Genomic DNA, 16692 nt, shown 5'->3' on the forward strand with positions numbered 1-16692 from the left:
GCGTCAGACCGCTTTGCTGAGGGTGATGCCCAGGCGTGTCAGGGCGAGCTTCAACGCATCGGCCAGATTGGCCTTGGTGACCACGCCTTGCAGGTCGAGCCCCAGGTGCACGATGGTCTGCGCGATCTGCGGACGCACGCCACTGATGATGCAATCTGCGCCCATCAGGCGGATCGCGGTAACGGTTTTCAGCAGGTGCTGGGCAACCAGGGTATCGACGGTAGGCACGCCGGTAATGTCGATGATGGCGATTTCCGAACCGGTATCGACGATGCGTTGCAGCAACGATTCCATCACGACCTGTGTGCGCTGCGAATCGAGGGTGCCGATCATTGGCAGCGCCAGCACGCCGTCCCAAAGCTTGACCACGGGAGTGGACAGTTCCAGCAGTTCTTCCTGCTGACGCTTGATCACCGCTTCGCGGGATTTCTGGAAGGTCCGGATGGTGTGCAGACCAAAGGCGTCGAGCAATTCGGAAATTTCCCAGAGCTGCTCGGCGAGCAGCGCCGGTTGTTCTTTGTAGTGCGCTTGCAGCAGCGTGAATAACGGGCCTTTCAGGGCGAAGATGAAACTCGCGGTTTGTTGCGAGTCCTGGCCGAGCAGGGCGCGGCTATGGGAGAGCTTTTCAAGGAACAGGCGGGTCGCTTCCCAACCCTGCGCAGTGACGTTGGCGCCGTTGCCGTTATCAAGCCCCGTGATCACCAGTTGCAGGAATTCGCTGGTTTGCTGCTGCAGGTCGTGTTCTTTCAAGTTGCGCGTGGCGCCGTTCGCTTCGAGGCCATTGATCCATTCGCCCAGCAGTTGTGACTGCTTGTTTTTAATCGCATCGAGTGTGCTGTTCTGCAGTGCTGCCATGTGCCTGTTGCTCCGTAACGAATGAGGGGCCGATTTCATCAAATTGATCGGCGCGAAGTCAGTGACCGTTGCCGTTTCAAATAGTTGTGCAGTCTAACGAGGATATTTGTGATTTACCTCAATAAAGGCCCGAGTAACTCTAGTCGGCATGGCTGCAAGGCGCGATGTTTTGAACGTTGGCGCGATGGCGGCTTCGAAACTGCAAGGCCCGACTGGTTTCAGTCGCGCTGGCGATGACTAAAGAGGTGCTTATGAACGAGCAATCGACACAGCAGCACAATCAATCCGGGGAACCGATCGGTCGCAATGACCCGGCGATTGACCCGCAAGTGCCGGGGCAATCGGCGCCGACGCAGCCCGCGCAGCAACAGGGCGATACAGACCAGGCGCAAAGTGCGGATCCGGCAGTGGATCAGAAGAACCAGAACACCGATAACGACAACGAGTTCAGCCCCGGTTTTGAACCTGAGCCAGACCGGGCGAAGCCGGGTGAGGAGACGGACGCGGATATTGATACTGACGGGGGTTAATCGAAGTTGAAAACGACGAGGCCGCATCCATTGGATGCGGCCTCTTTTTTTACTGCCCGATACTTACTTGCTTGGGTATTTGGCTTGCAGCTCTTTCGCCGCTGTCAGATGTTTTTCCAGCCCCGGCAGCATTTTTTGAGCGAAGGCTTTCAGCTCGGTCGCGCCTTTGGTCTTGTCATCCGTGACGGTATTCGCTTGTTTCTTGAACAACTCGATGGTGTCTTCGTGAGCCTTCACCTGATTGTTGGCGTAGGCCGCGTCGAATGACTCGTCACGTACTTCCAGGATTTTCTCTTTGGCCTGTTTGACCAGCGTGGTGGTGTCCGGCACCTCGATGTCGTGAGCCTTGGCAATCGTCGCCAGCTCGTCATTGGCCTTGCTGTGATCGGTGATCATCATTTCGGCAAACTTCTTGATGTCGGCCGATTGGCTTTTTTCCAGTGCCAGGCGACTGGTTTCGATTTCGGCGATGCCACCGGCAGCGGCATTGTCGACGAAGTCATTGTCGGTAGCAGCAAAAGCGCTGCCCATGCCGGCACTCAGGGCAACGGCCAGAGCAATGTGACGCAGGTTGAATCCGTCCATTTGGTAGATCTCCACGCAGGTTTTTGTGAGCGTTATGCAATGGATCGAGTGCGCCGACGAAAGGTTTTATCGCGTTTGCGACAGGGCGACGAACGGCCACCGCTGGTCTGACAGGGAGTCGACAGGATGCCCCGACCGAGGCCATTCTGATGGTGGGCCAGCGCAATCGGTCGCGTTGGACACCGATCAACTCACGGAGGTGTTACATGCCGGTTCCCCATGACCTGTTTCAGGACTTGAGCTGCACGAAGGAAGAGATCCAGCAAAAACGCACCCAGGATCCGCGACTGGATTCATTGATCAACAAGTATTCTCAGGTTGATGCCGACGTGGTCAAGGCAGAGACAGCCACCTCGGACGCCCCCAGCGACGACGCATTGAAAAAACTCAAAGAGAAACGTCTGAAGGTCAAGGACGAGATCGTCAGCCACTTGCAGTCACCGTCGTGATCCTCTAATTGTCCGCCGACTTACGGTTGCGAATGGACGGGAACGACAGCCCCTGCCGGCACCTCGAATGTACAGAGTCCGAATTCATCGACTTCTTGCGAGGTGCCTCATGAGCGATCCCAAATTCCCGAGTGAAGAGCAGGGCGCATTCGACCCCGTGCCGACGCATCCGGAGCCGAACAGCCCGGCGCATACCACGGCCAATCCGGATGAGCCTGTCGAGGATCTTCCTGAAGACGAAGACCCTGACAAGTTCGACAAGTCCTCCAACTGACAGAGCGCTATCGCTGGCCAGCCAGCTCCCACAGGGTTCATGTAGTTCACAGATTATGTGCACAACCCAATACTTGTGGGAGCTGGCTTGCCAGCGATGGCGTCAGTCAATTCCACGCCAAACCGACAGACTCACTTCAGCGCATCCGCCAACGGCATCCGCGCCATATGCATCGCTTTCAAAGACCCGAAATACAACCAGTCCCCATACTCCCTCACCGTTGTAATCGGCGAATAATTGCCCTCGCTCGCATCCTGCAAATTAGCAATCACCTTGCCCTGCAAATCCAGCCCCAACGCAAACCCGCGCTTCTCCACCGGTTTGGGCAGCACGCTCAAGGCCCGCACAATCATCTTGCGCACGAATGGATGCCCGGCCGTGCCATCGAGCAAGGCATTACGCGGTGCGTACAAAGCAACCCAGAAACGGTCGTGGCCATTGAATGACAGGTTGTCGGGCAGCCCCGGCAAGTTGTCGATAAACAGGTCATGGGTGCCCGCCTGGGGGCCCTTCAGCCAGAAGCGACTGATGCGGTAGGCGCCGGTTTCATTAACCAGCACGTAAGCGTCATCCGGGCCGAGAGTCACGCCGTTGGCGAACTGCAGTTTATCGAGCAGGATGCTGGTCTTGCCGGTCTGGAAGTCATAGCGCAGCAAGCGTCCGTCACCGCCGTGCTCAATGATCGCCTCGCCGTCATGGCCGTAGCCCCAGCGGCTGGACGCATCGCTGAAATAGGCGTAATGCCCGGACTCGTCGATCGCCACATCATCGGTGAAACCGAACGCTACCCCATTGGCCTCTTTGGTCAAGGCCGTCACCTGGCCCTGTGCATCGAGGGACAGCAAACCCTTTACCCCGTCGGCGATCACCAGAAGCCCGTTGGGGTGCCGCGCAAGCCCCAGCGGCCGGCCACCGGTGTCGGCCAGTACCTTGCGTTCCTTGCCATCAAGACTGCTGCGAATCAGCCGACCGTCATGCAGACCGGTGATCAGGAATTCGCCTTCCAGCAGCAGCGCTTCCGGCCCTTCGATGTCACTGGGGCCGACCTGTGCCGCACCTTTGAGGCGCTGGTTATCGGCGTAGATCCCTGTGCTCAACGAGGGCGCCGCCTGCGGTGTCCAGGCGACCGGCTCGACCTTGGTGGGCATCAGCAGCAGAAACGCGATGACGGCGACTATCAGCAACAACAAAACCTGCCCCCACCTCATGCGCTGGCCCTCGCTGAAGCCAGATACTGCGCAGCCATGTCACGCAGTGCGAGCATGGATGCAGCGGACTCACGGTCGATGCGTCGCTTGAGCAGCAACTGATTGGCGATACGCATGCCCAAGCCGTCGAAACGATAATTCAGCGTACGCACAAACCGCGTGCCGTCACCTTCGGCGTAGCACGCGTAAGTCAACGCCAGCGACAACCCATGATCCCCCCGGGCTCGCGCACACCAGCGTCGCCCGGGCAGGTATTCGGTGACTGTCCAGCTCAGGTGGCCTGCGCGGCCGCCAGCATGAATGTCTTCTTCAAAGCATGCGCCTGCATGCAGCGGCCCTGATGGCCCGTCGATCTTCAGCGATGACGGATGCCACTCGGGCCAGCGGCCGACACTGGCCGCGTAGGCGAGTACGGCAATCGGGTCGCCAGCGATATCGATCTGGTGCTGCATGCGGGTCATGGGCATTCTCGAATAGCTCAAAGGGGCGGCTTGCGGCTCCCAGTAAAGGGTGCCGAACAGGTAGTCCATCAGCGGTAGAACAATGTTGAAATTACGCGCTTGCATGCGTTCGCGACGGTGATGCAGCTCATGCAAATGACGCATCTGACGGATCCACGGCAGGCGCGTCAGCGGGTTGTGCGGCGGCAAGTGTTCGGCGGCATGAAACACCTCGTAGGTCAGATAACCCAGCACCATGCTGCCAGCGAACAGCCCGGCGACGTTGGCGTTGAACTGCGCGAACAGCCACCACAGCGGAAGGGTAATCACCAGCGTATGGATCACGATCAGCCACGCCGGAAACAGAATCACCCGCCAGTCGCGAGCGCTGTCGTAGGTCATGTGGCCGGGCGTAAAGAAGCTGTGATGGTCGCCCGCATGCCGGGCGTAGAACATTTTGGCAAAGGTTTTTTTGTGGTGGCCGAGATGGCGATGGACCATGTACACGCCAAAGTTGAAAAACAGCAGGGTCAGCGGCACGCTCAGCCATTCCAGCCAGCTCACCTGATGCACGCTGCTCCAGAACGCGCCGATGGCCAGCACCCCGAACAGCAGCACGAAGGCACCGTGCAGCCACGGGTTGTAGAGCGGATGGATGGCCGCGCGGTAGCGGCTGCGAAATGCCTCGGTGGTCTGCCTCACTGCGTTCACCTGCGGGTATTTTGTTGTACCCGGCAGATTAGCCGATCCGGCCATTCATGCAGGCCGGACCTTGAGGCCACATGCGCCATGATCCGGTGTAAAGCGCACACCCGCGTGCTCGATCAGCTCAGCGGGTTCCAGCGTTGTGACCAGTCGTCATCCGTGCGGATCACTTCGCGCAGCAGATTGAAGGCTTGCTGCAATGTCGCCGAGTCGCGATCACGCGAGTAGACCAGATAGGTTGGATAGCCGAATTCCGGGGCTTTGGTCACCGTTTCCAGTGCGCCGCTTTCCAGATAGGTGCGCACCACGCGGGTGCGGAAGTAGCCGCTGCCGCCGTTCTCCAGGATGTATTGCAGGGCGAGCGGGCCCAGGTTGAAACTCAGCGCGGCTTTGGCTTTTTCCGGGAGGGCGGCGTCGTGCTGGCGGCGGAAGTCCGGGCCCCAGTCGATATAAACGTAGGGGTCCGGGCGATCAGGCGCGCGCACCAGAATCAGCTTTTCCTCCAGCACCTGCTCGACCTGCAACCCCGGCCAGTATTCCGGTTGGTAGACCAGCGCCGCGTCGAGCACGCCGAGTTCGAGTTGGCGCAGCAGGTTCTCACCGTCGCGGATTTCCATGCGCAGGGCATGTCCGGGGATCTTGTCGCGCAACTCGGCCGCCCAACTGAGCATCAACGGGTTGCACAGGCTGACTTCGCCGCCGATGTGCAGCACGTTGTGATAACCCTCAGGCAGCGGCAGGTCGCGCCGCGCCGCTTCCCAGGTCTGCACCAGTTGATTGGCATAGACCACGAAGGCCTCGCCATTGGGCGTTAATTTGGCCCCGGCGCGATTGCGCACGAACAGCGTACTGCCCAACTGGCTTTCGAGTTTTTGCACCCGGGCGGTGATCGCCGTCTGGGTGACGAACAGCTTCTGCGCCGCCGCCGCGAGACTGCCGTGACGGACGATTTCCAGAAAGGTGCGAGCGAGGTCGATGTCCATGGGCGGGCCGGTGTTTGAGGTGGGCGGCATTGTAAATGCAAAGAGCCCCTCACCCTAACCCTCCCGAAACGTCGAACCGCCCGAAAGAGAGGGGAGCGACCGAGGTGCCTTTCGTCACGCATCGACCTGAACCGCCGTGTTGACTATGGATCCAGCGCCTAAGTTTCAGGCCGGTCGACTATGGATTCAGAACACGTCTTTCAAGTCGGTGTACATCGCCCATGTCCCCGAATCGGTTCCCTCTCCCTTGGGAGAGGGCTAGGGTGAGGGGGAAAACAGTCGCCACAGAATCAACCGCCAACTCAATCTCACCCGCCGCGCCGACGATGCGGGGGGGCTGTCCGCACACCGCCAGGTTTCTTTGTGCCAGCACGCAAAAATCCCGCCACAGGGGCGGGATTTTCGTGTGACTGAACAGCGGTATTACGAAGGGAACAGCTCGGACAGTTTCATCGCCAGCATCATGTCGCCTTCAGCGCGCAGTTTGCCGCCCATGAACGCTTGCATGCCGTCGGTCGAACCGTCAACGATGCCTTGCAGGGTTTCGCCGTCCATGACCAGAGTGACCTGGGCGTCCGGGTTCTCGCCTTCTTGCAGCTCGCAGGTGCTGTCCTTGACGATCAGCGAGAAGTTCTTGGTGTCGTCGATGCGGAAACCGAAGACCAGGTCCAGGCCGGCAGCAGCGGCTGGGTTGAACTTGGCTTTCATTGCTTGTACGGCATCAGCTACGGAGGTCATGGTTCGATCCTTTCTTGGGTAATAGGAGCTGGGTGATTACAGCAAGGGTCACAGTAATCCGGACTCAGCGGAAAGTGATGAGTTCCGGGGCCTTCAACAGTTGCAGATGGGCATGACTGTTGAAGGAAGCCAGGGCCACCTCGCGGCCGCGAAACTTCAGCTGGTTGAGCGAGGTGTTGACGATTTGCCAATTCAATTCAAAAGCCTGTTTCGCAGGCATTTGTGTAATGAGGTGGAGCAGGGCGGTGATCGTGCCGCCAGAGGTGAATACCGCGATTTTCTGGTTCTTTTCGGCCTGTTCAATAATTCGATGCAGCCCGGCCTGAACCCGTTCAACGAAACCCAGCCAGCTCTCCAGCCCCGGTGTGTCATAGGTGCCGGCCAGCCAGCGCTCGATGATCAGGGCAAAAATGCGCTGGAACTCGCCGCGGTTTTGCGCGGCGTTGCGCAAGATGTCGAGGGCTTCAGGCTCGTCTGGCAACATTGCCGGGAGCAGGGCGCGGATGACCGCGTCAGCATCGAATTCGTTAAACGCGGAATCGGTTTCCAGCGTCGGCACCGAAAGGCCTTTGGCAGTGAATTGCTCCAGCGCACTGGTGGCCGTGTGTTGTTGGCGGCGCAGATCACCTGCCAGGCAGCGATCGAAGCGGATCCCCAGTTCAGCGAGGTGCTGACCGAGGATTTCTGCCTGACGCACACCAGTCGGCGACAGGACGTCATAGTCGTCTGCACCAAAGGAGGCCTGGCCATGTCGAATCAAATAGATGCTGCCCACGTCCGCGTCGTCCCGGTACGTTGAAGGTTTGGCGAGATTATGAGGATGCCGGGGAGCTGTCAATGAAAAAACATACGCTTGTTTGAAATGCCCGTTACAGGCGTGTTGCCAGAGGTTTCACGACTGGCCGACGAGCCGGCGCATGGGTATGCTGGGGCCATTACGCGTGGAAATCACATCCACGCTTCGTTTTGAGGAGTCTCTGTGGAGTTTTTCACCGAATACGCCAGTTTCCTGGCCAAGACCGTCACCCTGGTGATCGCCATTCTGGTGGTGCTCGCCAGTTTTGCCGCGTTGCGCAGCAAGGGCCGGCGCAAGTCGGCGGGGCAGTTGCAGGTCAGCAAGCTCAATGATTTCTATAAAGGCCTGCGTGAGCGCCTGGAGCAGACCCTGCTCGACAAGGATCAGCTCAAGGCCTTGCGCAAGGGCGAGGCCAAGTCCGAAAAGAACGAGAAGAAGCAGAAGAAAAAACCCGAGGCCAAATCACGGGTGTTCGTGCTCGATTTCGACGGCGACATCAAAGCCTCGGCCACCGAGAGCCTGCGCCATGAAATCACTGCGCTGCTGACCCTCGCTACGCCGAAGGACGAAGTTGTCCTGCGTCTGGAAAGCGGCGGCGGCATGGTCCACAGCTACGGCCTGGCGTCCTCGCAACTGGCGCGTATCCGCGAAGCCGGCGTGCCCCTGACCGTGTGCATCGACAAAGTCGCGGCCAGCGGCGGCTACATGATGGCGTGCATCGGCGAGAAGATCATCAGTGCGCCGTTCGCCATTCTCGGCTCAATCGGTGTGGTTGCGCAGTTGCCCAACGTCAACCGTCTGCTGAAGAAGCACGACATCGACTTCGAAGTGCTGACCGCCGGAGAGTACAAACGCACCCTGACCGTGTTTGGTGAGAACACCGAGAAAGGCCGCGAGAAGTTTCAGGAAGACCTGGACATCACCCATCAACTGTTCAAGAACTTCGTTGCCCGCTACCGTCCGCAACTGGCCATCGATGACGTGGCGACCGGCGAAGTCTGGCTCGGCGTCGCGGCGCTGGACAAGCAACTGGTCGACGAACTCAAGACCAGCGATGAATACCTCTCGCAGAAGGCCAGGCAGGCGGAGGTTTACCACCTGCATTACGCCGAACGCAAAAGTCTGCAGGAGCGCATCGGCATGGCAGCCAGCGGTTCGGTAGATCGCGTGCTGCTGAGCTGGTGGAGCCGTCTGACCCAGCAGCGCTTCTGGTAAGTCAGTCAGGCAAAAAAAACGCCGGTCAATGACCGGCGTTTTTTTGTCCGCAGCTTTGTGGTGAAGACTTAGCGGCGACGGAACAGCGGCAGCGGTTCGTCAGTGGCGGCCTGATAGGTCACCGAGAAATCCTTGAGACCTTCCAGCGCTTCGTGCGGATCTTTATCTGCACGCACAGCAAAGGCGTCGAAACCGCAGCGGCGCATGTAAAACAGCTGATCGCGCAGCACATCGCCAATCGCTCGCAGCTCGCCTTTGAAGCCATAGCGATCACGCAACAGGCGCGCATTGGAGTAGTTGCGCCCGTCAGTGAATGCCGGAAAGTTCAGCGCAATCACCTGGAACTTATCAACGTCCTCACCGATTTCCTCTGCTTCCTCGTCCGCGTCGAGCCACACGCCCAGACCGCCGTCGCGCGCCATGAGCATGCGGCTGTGTTCACGCCACAGTTGCAGCGGAACGATCAGATCGTCGCAGTTGCTGATCTCGTCGATGTTGAAATCCTTGGGCAGCAAGTGCCAGGTTTCGTCGACGACTTCGTTGTTCTTAATGATTCGCTGCATAGACGCGTTCCTTGAAGAGGTCGATGCCAATACGCTGATAGGTGTCGATGAAGCGCTCGTCTTCGGTACGTTGTTCCACGTACACGTCAATCAGCTTCGAGATCACGTCAGGCATGACTTCCTGTGCGAAGGATGGGCCGAGAATCTTGCCCAGGCTCGCATCACGGCTGGCGCTGCCGCCGAGGGAGACCTGATAGAACTCCTCACCTTTCTTGTCCACGCCGAGGATGCCGATGTGGCCGACGTGGTGGTGACCGCAGGCGTTCATGCAACCGGAGATGTTCAGGTCCAGTTCACCGATGTCGAACAGGTAGTCCAGGTCGTCGAAACGGCGCTGGATCGATTCGGCAATCGGGATTGACTTGGCGTTGGCCAGCGAGCAGAAATCACCGCCAGGGCAGCAGATGATGTCGGTCAGCAGGCCGATGTTCGGCGTGGCGAAACCACCTTCACGCAATTCGCCCCATAGGGCGAACAGTTGGCTTTGCTCGACATCGGCAAGAATGATGTTTTGCTCGTGGGAGGTGCGCAGTTGACCGAAGCTGTAGCGCTCGGCCAGATCGGCGACGGCGTCAAGCTGCTTGTCGGTGATGTCGCCCGGCGCTACGCCAGTCGGTTTCAGCGACAGCGTCACGGCCACATAACCCGGCTTCTTGTGCGCCAGGGTATTGCGGGTGCGCCAGCGGGCGAATCCTGGGTGTTCTTTGTCCAGATCGGCCAATTGCGCGGTCTGGTTTTCCAGCGCTTTGTAGTCCGGATCGACGAAGTGCCTGGCGACGCGCTGCAGTTCGGCTTCGGTCAACGTGGTCTGGCCACCGCGCAGGTGTTCCATTTCCGCATCGACTTTCTGCGCGAACACTTCAGGGGTGAGCGCCTTGACGAGGATCTTGATCCGCGCCTTGTATTTGTTGTCGCGACGACCATAACGGTTGTAGACCCGCAGGATGGCGTCGAGGTAGCTCAACAGGTCCTGCCATGGCAGGAACTCGTTGATGAACGCGCCCACCACTGGCGTACGACCGAGGCCACCGCCCACCAGGACGCGGAAACCGAGTTCGCCAGCTTCGTTGTGCACCGGCTCAAGACCGATGTCGTGTACTTCGATGGCCGCACGGTCAGCGGTCGAACCGTTGACGGCGATCTTGAATTTGCGCGGCAGGTAGGCGAATTCCGGATGGAAGGTCGTCCACTGGCGGACGATCTCGCACCATGGGCGCGGGTCGATCAGCTCGTCGGCAGCGACACCGGCGAACTGGTCGGTGGTGACGTTGCGCAGGCAGTTGCCGCTGGTCTGGATCGCGTGCATCTGCACGGTGGCCAGTTCGGCGAGGATGTCCGGGATGTCTTCCACCGCCGGCCAGTTGAACTGAACGTTCTGTCGGGTACTGATGTGGGCGTAGCCCTTGTCGTAGTCACGGGCAATCTTTGCCATCATGCGCATCTGACGCGAGGTCAGTTGGCCGTAAGGCACCGCCACGCGCAGCATCGGCGCGAAGCGCTGAATGTAGAGGCCATTTTGCAGGCGTAGCGGGCGGAATTCTTCTTCGCTCAGCTCACCTGCCAGATAGCGTCGGGTCTGATCACGGAACTGCTTGACGCGGTCCTCGATGATCCGCTGATCGTACTCGTCGTATACGTACATATAAGTCCTGTTCTCAGGCTTTGGGCTACTCGGAAAACGCTGCGTTTTCGCGTGCTGGAGTCCGATGTTGCCTCTGCAATTCTGCGCGCACGGCCGCGCGCTCCCTAAGGGAGCCGGGGCAATATACCCGTTTGCAGTTATGCGCAAAAGTGATGTTTGAGTATATGTAAAGAACCAAATCGCCTAACGATAACAGTTATTAACTAATCCACATTTGTCGTGCGGACAATCATCGTCTTAACTGTGGTCGAGTCTTTCTGCAATCACCGATAAAACCGATAAGAGGCGATGCAATGAGCAACCCGACCAAGGCAAGAAAAACCGATAGCAGTGTGGATGCGTGGGCCATTTTGTTCCTGATCATTCTCGTCGTAGGAACAGCGGTGTTCTGGGTCAGCCATCAGTAAACGACCCGTCCGGGCCCGCTTCCGACGATTGTCGGACAAAAAGCGGGATCAGGCGTCAATAGCCGGGTTTCAATGGCTATAATGCGCGGCCATTTTTCCTCGGGCCCGGATGCTTCATGTTCAAGTTTCTCTACATCAGCCTTGCCCTGTTCGGCGCATTTTTCGCGAATGCTGTGCGAGCCGAGTCCGTGCTGTTTCTGAATCCCGGTTACACCGACGAAACGTTCTGGGTCAGTTACTCGCAATTCATGCAGGCAGCCGCCCAGGATCTGGGCATCGATCTGCAAATCCTCTATTCCCAGCGTCAGCCTGAATTGACTCTGGCTCAGGCACGTCTTGCATTGCTGGGCCCCAATCGTCCTGATTACCTGATGTTCGTCAACGAGCAATACGTGGCACCGCAGATCCTGCGCCTGGCGCAGAGCAGTGGCGTGAAGCTGTTCATGGTCAACGCGGCGCTGACCCCTGATCAGCAGGCGCTGATGGGCAAACGCAGCGACCGGATCGGCAGCCTGGTGCCCAACGATGAGGAGGGTGGCTACCTGATGATGAAGGAGTTGATTCGGTTGCATCCGCCCGTGAAAAAGGGTGAGCCAATTGAAGTGCTGGCTTTCTCCGGTTTGAAAATCACACCCTCGGCGCAACTGCGCGAGCAGGGCATGCAGCGCGCACTGGCCGAGCATCCGCAAGTGCGTTTGCGTCAACTGGTCTACAGCGGCTGGACGCAGCAGCGCGCCTATGAGCAGGCCAAACAGTTGTTCGCCCGGTATCCGCAGGTGTCACTGGTGTGGTCGGCCAACGATGAAATGGCATTCGGCGCGATGCGTGCCTACGCCGAGAGCGGCAAGGTTGCGGGCAAGGATGCGTTGTTCAGTGCGGTCAACACGTCTCGCACTGCCTTGCAGGCGGTGGTTGACGGGCGCCTGAGCGCGTTGGTCGGCGGGCACTTTACCCTTGGCGGCTGGGCGCTGGTCGAGTTGCATGACTATGAGCAAGGCGTTGATCTGGACCACTACGGCGGCCGCGACCGTCAGTTGCCATTACTGCAACTGATCGACAAATCCCAGGCTCGGCAAATACTCGCCATGGGCGACTCGCCGGGCTACAACGTGAATTTTCGCAAGCTCTCGGCCAAGGGGCGGCCGGTTTCCTACCGCTATCCGTTCACGCTGCAGACCCTGATGCGCTGAGCCCGTCAAATCCCGGCGAAATGCAGCACCAGTTTGACGATGGCAAACAGCGTCAAAGCGAATATCGCCGTGAACAGAATGCCCAACATCACGAAATGGCTGGGCTTGCCATGTGTGAAGTCCCTTGCCCGGTTTTTGCCACTCTGCACCCCGAACGCCGCCGCCATCACGCTGTGCAGCATCTGCCAGAAACTCGGCGGTTTGTTGTCGACTGGATCGTCCATAAATCCCTCGTCTGCCGTGTGTGTCAGACAAGCATAGCCAACCCACTGAAGAACACCGCAAAACCCCAGAAGAGGTCAGTTCAATCACAATCCCTGTGGGTGCTGGCAAGCCAGCGCCCACAGGGTAATGCGCTGAAACTGGATCAGTTGTCGTAACCCAGATTCGGCGCCAGCCAGCGCTCGGTCACGCTGAGCTCCTGAGCTTTACGCGAGGTGTAGCTCTGCACCTGATCCTTGTCGATCTTGCCAACGGCAAAGTACTGCGCCTGGGGGTGAGCGAAGTACCAGCCACTGACCGCCGCAGCCGGGAACATGGCGTAGTGTTCGGTGAGAAAAACACCGCTGCGACCGGCACGCATTTCTTCTGCCTCAGGGTCAAGCAACGCAAACAACGCGGCTTTCTCGGTGTGATCCGGGCAGGCCGGGTAGCCCGGGGCAGGGCGGATACCCGAATACTGCTCTTTGATCAGTGCGTCGTTGTCGAGCACTTCGTCCTTGGCATAACCCCAGTGTTCTTTACGCACCTGCTGGTGCAACCATTCTGCGCAAGCCTCGGCCAAACGGTCGGCGAGGGCCTTGACCATGATCGAGTTGTAATCGTCGCCAGCATCCTGATAAGCCTTGGCCACTTCTTCGGCACCGATGCCAGCAGTGGTGATGAAGCCACCGACGTAGTCAGTGACTTCGCTGTCTTTCGGCGCGACGAAGTCGGCCAGCGAAAAGTTCGGCTTGCCGTCGGTCTTGATGATCTGCTGGCGCAAGTGGTGCAGCCTGGCCAATGGCTTGCCGTCATCGCCGTACAGTTCGATGTCGTCGTCATGCACCTGATTGGCCGGCCAGAAGCCGAATACCGCGCGGGCGCTGATCAGTTGCTCGTCGATCAGCTTGGCGAGCATCTCCTGCGCGTCCTTGTAAAGCGCAGTGGCGGCTTCACCGACCACTTCGTCTTCGAGGATGCGCGGGAATTTGCCGGCCAGGTCCCAGGAGATGAAGAACGGCGTCCAGTCGATGTACTCGGCCAGCACCTTGAGGTCGATGTTGTCCAGAACGCGGGCACCGGTAAAGGTCGGTTTGACGGGGGCGTAGGTGCTCCAGTCAAATTGCGGCTTCTTGGCGATGGCGGCGGCATAGCTCAAACGCTCGGTACGGGCGCTGCGGTTGGCCGTGCGCTCACGCACTTCAACGTATTCGGCGCGGGTTCTTTCGACGAAACCGGCCTTCAGCTCTTTGGACAGCAACTGCGTCGCCACGCCGACGGCGCGGGAGGCGTCGGTCACGTAGACCACCGCGTCGTTGCTGTATTTGGGTTCGATCTTCACCGCCGTGTGGGCTTTGGAGGTGGTTGCGCCACCAATCATCAGCGGCAAGTGGAAGTCCTGACGCTGCATCTCACGTGCCACATGGACCATTTCATCCAGCGACGGCGTAATCAGGCCGGACAGGCCGATGATGTCGCACTTCTGTTCTTTGGCAACCTGGAGGATTTTCTCCGCCGGCACCATCACGCCGAGGTCGACGATGTCATAACCGTTGCATCCGAGCACCACGCCGACGATGTTCTTGCCGATGTCGTGCACATCGCCCTTGACCGTGGCCATGAGGATCTTGCCCTTGGCTTCCGGTTTGTCGCCTTTTTCCAGTTCGATGAACGGGATCAGGTGGGCCACGGCCTGTTTCATCACGCGGGCGGATTTCACCACCTGCGGCAGGAACATTTTGCCGGCACCGAACAGGTCGCCAACGATGTTCATGCCGGACATCAGCGGGCCTTCGATCACCTCGATCGGACGGGCGAACGACAGGCGCGACTCTTCAGTGTCTTCAACAATGTGCGTGGTGATGCCTTTGACCAGCGCGTGTTCGAGGCGCTTGTTGACCGGCCAGCCGCGCCATTCTTCGGTCTCGGCTTCCTTGACGCTGCCGTCGCCCTTGTACTTGTCGGCGATGGCGAGGAGGGCGTCTGTGCCGTTCGGCGTGCGGTTGAGCACCACGTCTTCGACAGCATCGCGCAGCTCGACCGGGATCTGGTCATAGATTTCCAGCTGACCGGCGTTGACGATGCCCATCGTCAGGCCGTTGCGGATCGCGTACAGCAGGAACACCGAGTGAATCGCCTCTCGCACCGGGTTGTTGCCTCGGAACGAGAACGACACGTTGGACACGCCGCCAGAGGTCAGCGCATACGGCAGCTCGTCGCGGATGTAGGCGCAGGCATTGATGAAGTCGACAGCGTAGTTGTTGTGTTCTTCGATGCCGGTGGCCACGGCGAAGATGTTCGGGTCGAAGATGATGTCTTCCGGCGGAAAGCCGACTTCGTTGACCAGGATGTCGTAAGAGCGTTTGCAGATTTCTTTTTTGCGCGCCTCGGTGTCGGCCTGACCGGCTTCATCAAACGCCATCACCACTACCGCAGCGCCGTAGCGCTTGCACAGTTTGGCGTGGTGGATGAACTGCTCGACGCCTTCTTTCATGCTGATCGAGTTGACGATGCCCTTGCCTTGAATGCACTTCAGGCCGGCTTCGATCACTTCCCACTTCGAGGAGTCGATCATGATCGGCACGCGGGAGATGTCCGGTTCACCGGCAATCAGATTGAGGAAGGTGACCATCGCCTTCTTCGAATCGAGCATCCCTTCGTCCATGTTGATGTCGATCACCTGGGCGCCGGCTTCGACCTGTTGCAGGGCGACTTCGAGCGCTTCGGTGTAGTTATCTTCACGAATCAGACGGGCGAACTTGGCCGAACCAGTGATGTTGGTGCGCTCGCCAACGTTGACGAACAGCGAGCTGCGATCAATGGTGAACGGCTCCAGGCCCGACAGGCGACAAGCCTTGGGAATGTCCGGAATCTGCCGTGGTGCGTAACCGGCCACGGCTTTGGCGATGGCTTCAATGTGGCCGGGCGTGGTGCCGCAGCAGCCGCCGACGATGTTAAGGAAGCCGCTCTGGGCGAATTCTTCGATGACTTTGGCGGTTTCGATCGGCAGTTCGTCGTACTCGCCGAACTCGTTCGGCAGGCCGGCGTTCGGGTGCGCGGAAACGTGGGTGCTGGCCTTGTTCGACAGCTCTTCCAGATATGGACGCAATTCACTGGCGCCGAGTGCGCAGTTCAGGCCGACCGAAATCGGCTTGGCGTGGGCCACGGAGTTCCAGAACGCTTCGGTGGTCTGGCCTGACAAGGTGCGGCCGGACGCATCGGTGATGGTGCCGGAGATCATGATCGGCAGTTCGAGGTGCATCTCTTCAAACACGCCTTGCACGGCGAAGATCGCCGCTTTGGCGTTGAGGGTGTCGAAGATGGTTTCGATCAGGATCAGGTCGGCGCCGCCCTCGATCAGGCCTTTGGTGGCTTCGGTGTAGTTCTCCACCAGCTCATCGAAGGTGACGTTGCGGTAGCCAGGGTTGTTGACATCAGGCGAGAGCGAGCAAGTGCGACTCGTAGGGCCGAGCACGCCGGCGACGAAGCGTGGCTTGTCGGGGTTTTCTGCGGTCTTGGCATCGGCGACCTTGCGCGCCAGGCGTGCGCCTTCTACGTTTAGCTCGTAGGCCAGCTCTTCCATGCCGTAGTCGGCCATGGAAATGCGCGTGGCGTTGAAGGTGTTGGTTTCCAGAATGTCGGCGCCAGCATCCAGGTAGGCTTTTTCGATGCCGCCGATCACGTCCGGACGGGTGAGTACCAAGAGGTCGTTGTTGCCCTTGACGTCACTCGGCCAGTCCGCGAAGCGTTTGCCGCGATAATCCTGTTCTTCGAGCTTGTAGCTCTGAATCATCGTGCCCATGCCGCCGTCGAGTATCAGGATGCGCTCTTTGAGAGCTTGCTTGAGAGCTTGAAGGCGGACGCTGCGATCGGACATTTGGACTACTCGGAAAGACCATTACGAAGGAGCG

The 16692-nt window shown here is 59.1% G+C and carries 16 protein-coding genes; 5 read left to right on the plus strand and 11 right to left on the minus strand.

Annotated features, from left to right (window positions below):
• Positions 1–3: 3 nt before the first annotated feature.
• Positions 4–855 (minus strand): STAS domain-containing protein, encoded by an 852-nt coding sequence (locus AB4P91_RS17400; RefSeq protein WP_150592078.1) that lies wholly within the window; start codon positions 853–855, stop codon positions 4–6.
• A 251-nt stretch (positions 856–1106) separates the two neighbouring features.
• On the opposite strand from AB4P91_RS17400, the gene AB4P91_RS17405 reads away from it, so the two are divergent.
• A complete protein-coding gene (locus AB4P91_RS17405) occupies positions 1107–1385 on the plus strand; it encodes a hypothetical protein (RefSeq protein WP_395603297.1) in 279 nt (92 codons plus the stop codon).
• 63 nt (positions 1386–1448) lie between these two features.
• Here the strand turns inward: AB4P91_RS17405 and AB4P91_RS17410 are convergent, their stop codons facing one another.
• Entirely contained in the window at positions 1449–1970 is a 522-nt protein-coding gene (locus AB4P91_RS17410; RefSeq protein ID WP_150592076.1) for a DUF4142 domain-containing protein, read from the minus strand.
• 206 nt (positions 1971–2176) lie between these two features.
• On the opposite strand from AB4P91_RS17410, the gene AB4P91_RS17415 reads away from it, so the two are divergent.
• Complete coding sequence (locus tag AB4P91_RS17415) at positions 2177–2419, plus strand: DUF465 domain-containing protein (RefSeq protein WP_150592075.1); 243 nt, start codon at positions 2177–2179, stop codon at positions 2417–2419.
• Positions 2420–2528: 109 nt separating this feature from the next.
• Positions 2529–2693 (plus strand): hypothetical protein, encoded by a 165-nt coding sequence (locus AB4P91_RS17420; RefSeq protein WP_181818482.1) that lies wholly within the window; start codon positions 2529–2531, stop codon positions 2691–2693.
• Positions 2694–2824: 131 nt separating this feature from the next.
• On the opposite strand, the gene AB4P91_RS17425 is transcribed toward AB4P91_RS17420, so the two are convergent.
• From AB4P91_RS17425 to AB4P91_RS17445, 5 genes are all read right to left on the minus strand, one after another.
• Positions 2825–3901, minus strand: coding sequence for an SMP-30/gluconolactonase/LRE family protein (locus AB4P91_RS17425; protein WP_395603298.1), 1077 nt, complete (start codon positions 3899–3901; stop codon positions 2825–2827).
• Positions 3898–5043 (minus strand): SRPBCC family protein, encoded by a 1146-nt coding sequence (locus tag AB4P91_RS17430; RefSeq protein WP_395603299.1) that lies wholly within the window; start codon positions 5041–5043, stop codon positions 3898–3900. Before AB4P91_RS17430 ends, AB4P91_RS17425 begins: the two co-directional genes overlap by 4 nt.
• A 122-nt stretch (positions 5044–5165) precedes the next feature.
• A complete protein-coding gene (locus AB4P91_RS17435) occupies positions 5166–6029 on the minus strand; it encodes a LysR family transcriptional regulator (protein ID WP_150592072.1) in 864 nt (287 codons plus the stop codon).
• 423 nt (positions 6030–6452) lie between these two features.
• Entirely contained in the window at positions 6453–6767 is a 315-nt protein-coding gene (locus tag AB4P91_RS17440; RefSeq protein WP_007946492.1) for an SCP2 sterol-binding domain-containing protein, read from the minus strand.
• A 64-nt stretch (positions 6768–6831) separates the two neighbouring features.
• Positions 6832–7542 (minus strand): histidine phosphatase family protein, encoded by a 711-nt coding sequence (locus tag AB4P91_RS17445; protein ID WP_150592071.1) that lies wholly within the window; start codon positions 7540–7542, stop codon positions 6832–6834.
• A gap of 204 nt (positions 7543–7746) precedes the next feature.
• Between AB4P91_RS17445 and sohB the strand changes: the two genes are divergently transcribed.
• Positions 7747–8778: a protease SohB gene (gene sohB / locus AB4P91_RS17450; protein ID WP_395603300.1), complete on the plus strand. Its 1032-nt coding sequence runs from the start codon at positions 7747–7749 to the stop codon at positions 8776–8778.
• Between the two features lie 68 nt (positions 8779–8846).
• On the opposite strand, the gene AB4P91_RS17455 is transcribed toward sohB, so the two are convergent.
• Together AB4P91_RS17455 and AB4P91_RS17460 are read right to left on the minus strand one after the other, a co-directional pair.
• Complete coding sequence (locus AB4P91_RS17455; protein WP_042559417.1) at positions 8847–9341, minus strand: DUF934 domain-containing protein; 495 nt, start codon at positions 9339–9341, stop codon at positions 8847–8849.
• Positions 9325–10983: a nitrite/sulfite reductase gene (locus AB4P91_RS17460; RefSeq protein WP_150597897.1), complete on the minus strand. Its 1659-nt coding sequence runs from the start codon at positions 10981–10983 to the stop codon at positions 9325–9327. The genes AB4P91_RS17455 and AB4P91_RS17460 overlap by 17 nt, the downstream gene beginning before the upstream one ends.
• Positions 10984–11506: 523 nt before the next feature.
• Between AB4P91_RS17460 and AB4P91_RS17465 the strand changes: the two genes are divergently transcribed.
• Positions 11507–12580: an ABC transporter substrate-binding protein gene (locus AB4P91_RS17465; protein ID WP_395603301.1), complete on the plus strand. Its 1074-nt coding sequence runs from the start codon at positions 11507–11509 to the stop codon at positions 12578–12580.
• Positions 12581–12585: 5 nt separating this feature from the next.
• On the opposite strand, the gene AB4P91_RS17470 is transcribed toward AB4P91_RS17465, so the two are convergent.
• The gene (locus tag AB4P91_RS17470; RefSeq protein WP_150592068.1) at positions 12586–12804 is read right to left on the minus strand and encodes a DUF2970 domain-containing protein; all 219 of its coding nucleotides are present in this window, start codon (positions 12802–12804) and stop codon (positions 12586–12588) included.
• 143 nt (positions 12805–12947) lie between these two features.
• On the minus strand, positions 12948–16658 hold the full coding sequence (gene metH, locus AB4P91_RS17475) for a methionine synthase (protein ID WP_395603302.1): 3711 nt from the start codon (positions 16656–16658) through the stop codon (positions 12948–12950).
• Positions 16659–16692 lie beyond the last annotated feature (34 nt).

This window comes from Pseudomonas sp. B21128 (assembly GCF_044218865.1).
In the GTDB taxonomy this organism is placed as follows: Bacteria; Pseudomonadota; Gammaproteobacteria; order Pseudomonadales; family Pseudomonadaceae; genus Aquipseudomonas; species Aquipseudomonas iridis.

What these genes read in the sequence shown, in the direction of transcription:
- AB4P91_RS17420 (WP_181818482.1), top strand. Translation starts at nt 2,529, where the DNA reads ATGAGCGATCCCAAATTCCCGAGTGAAGAGCAGGGCGCATTCGACCCC.
- AB4P91_RS17405 (WP_395603297.1), top strand. Translation starts at nt 1,107, where the DNA reads ATGAACGAGCAATCGACACAGCAGCACAATCAATCCGGGGAACCGATC.
- AB4P91_RS17400 (WP_150592078.1), bottom strand. Translation starts at nt 855, where the DNA reads ATGGCAGCACTGCAGAACAGCACACTCGATGCGATTAAAAACAAGCAG.
- AB4P91_RS17460 (WP_150597897.1), bottom strand. Translation starts at nt 10,983, where the DNA reads ATGTACGTATACGACGAGTACGATCAGCGGATCATCGAGGACCGCGTC.
- AB4P91_RS17425 (WP_395603298.1), bottom strand. Translation starts at nt 3,901, where the DNA reads ATGAGGTGGGGGCAGGTTTTGTTGTTGCTGATAGTCGCCGTCATCGCG.
- AB4P91_RS17415 (WP_150592075.1), top strand. Translation starts at nt 2,177, where the DNA reads ATGCCGGTTCCCCATGACCTGTTTCAGGACTTGAGCTGCACGAAGGAA.
- AB4P91_RS17455 (WP_042559417.1), bottom strand. Translation starts at nt 9,341, where the DNA reads ATGCAGCGAATCATTAAGAACAACGAAGTCGTCGACGAAACCTGGCAC.
- AB4P91_RS17465 (WP_395603301.1), top strand. Translation starts at nt 11,507, where the DNA reads ATGTTCAAGTTTCTCTACATCAGCCTTGCCCTGTTCGGCGCATTTTTC.
- AB4P91_RS17435 (WP_150592072.1), bottom strand. Translation starts at nt 6,029, where the DNA reads ATGGACATCGACCTCGCTCGCACCTTTCTGGAAATCGTCCGTCACGGC.
- AB4P91_RS17440 (WP_007946492.1), bottom strand. Translation starts at nt 6,767, where the DNA reads ATGACCTCCGTAGCTGATGCCGTACAAGCAATGAAAGCCAAGTTCAAC.
- AB4P91_RS17410 (WP_150592076.1), bottom strand. Translation starts at nt 1,970, where the DNA reads ATGGACGGATTCAACCTGCGTCACATTGCTCTGGCCGTTGCCCTGAGT.
- AB4P91_RS17470 (WP_150592068.1), bottom strand. Translation starts at nt 12,804, where the DNA reads ATGGACGATCCAGTCGACAACAAACCGCCGAGTTTCTGGCAGATGCTG.
- metH (WP_395603302.1), bottom strand. Translation starts at nt 16,658, where the DNA reads ATGTCCGATCGCAGCGTCCGCCTTCAAGCTCTCAAGCAAGCTCTCAAA.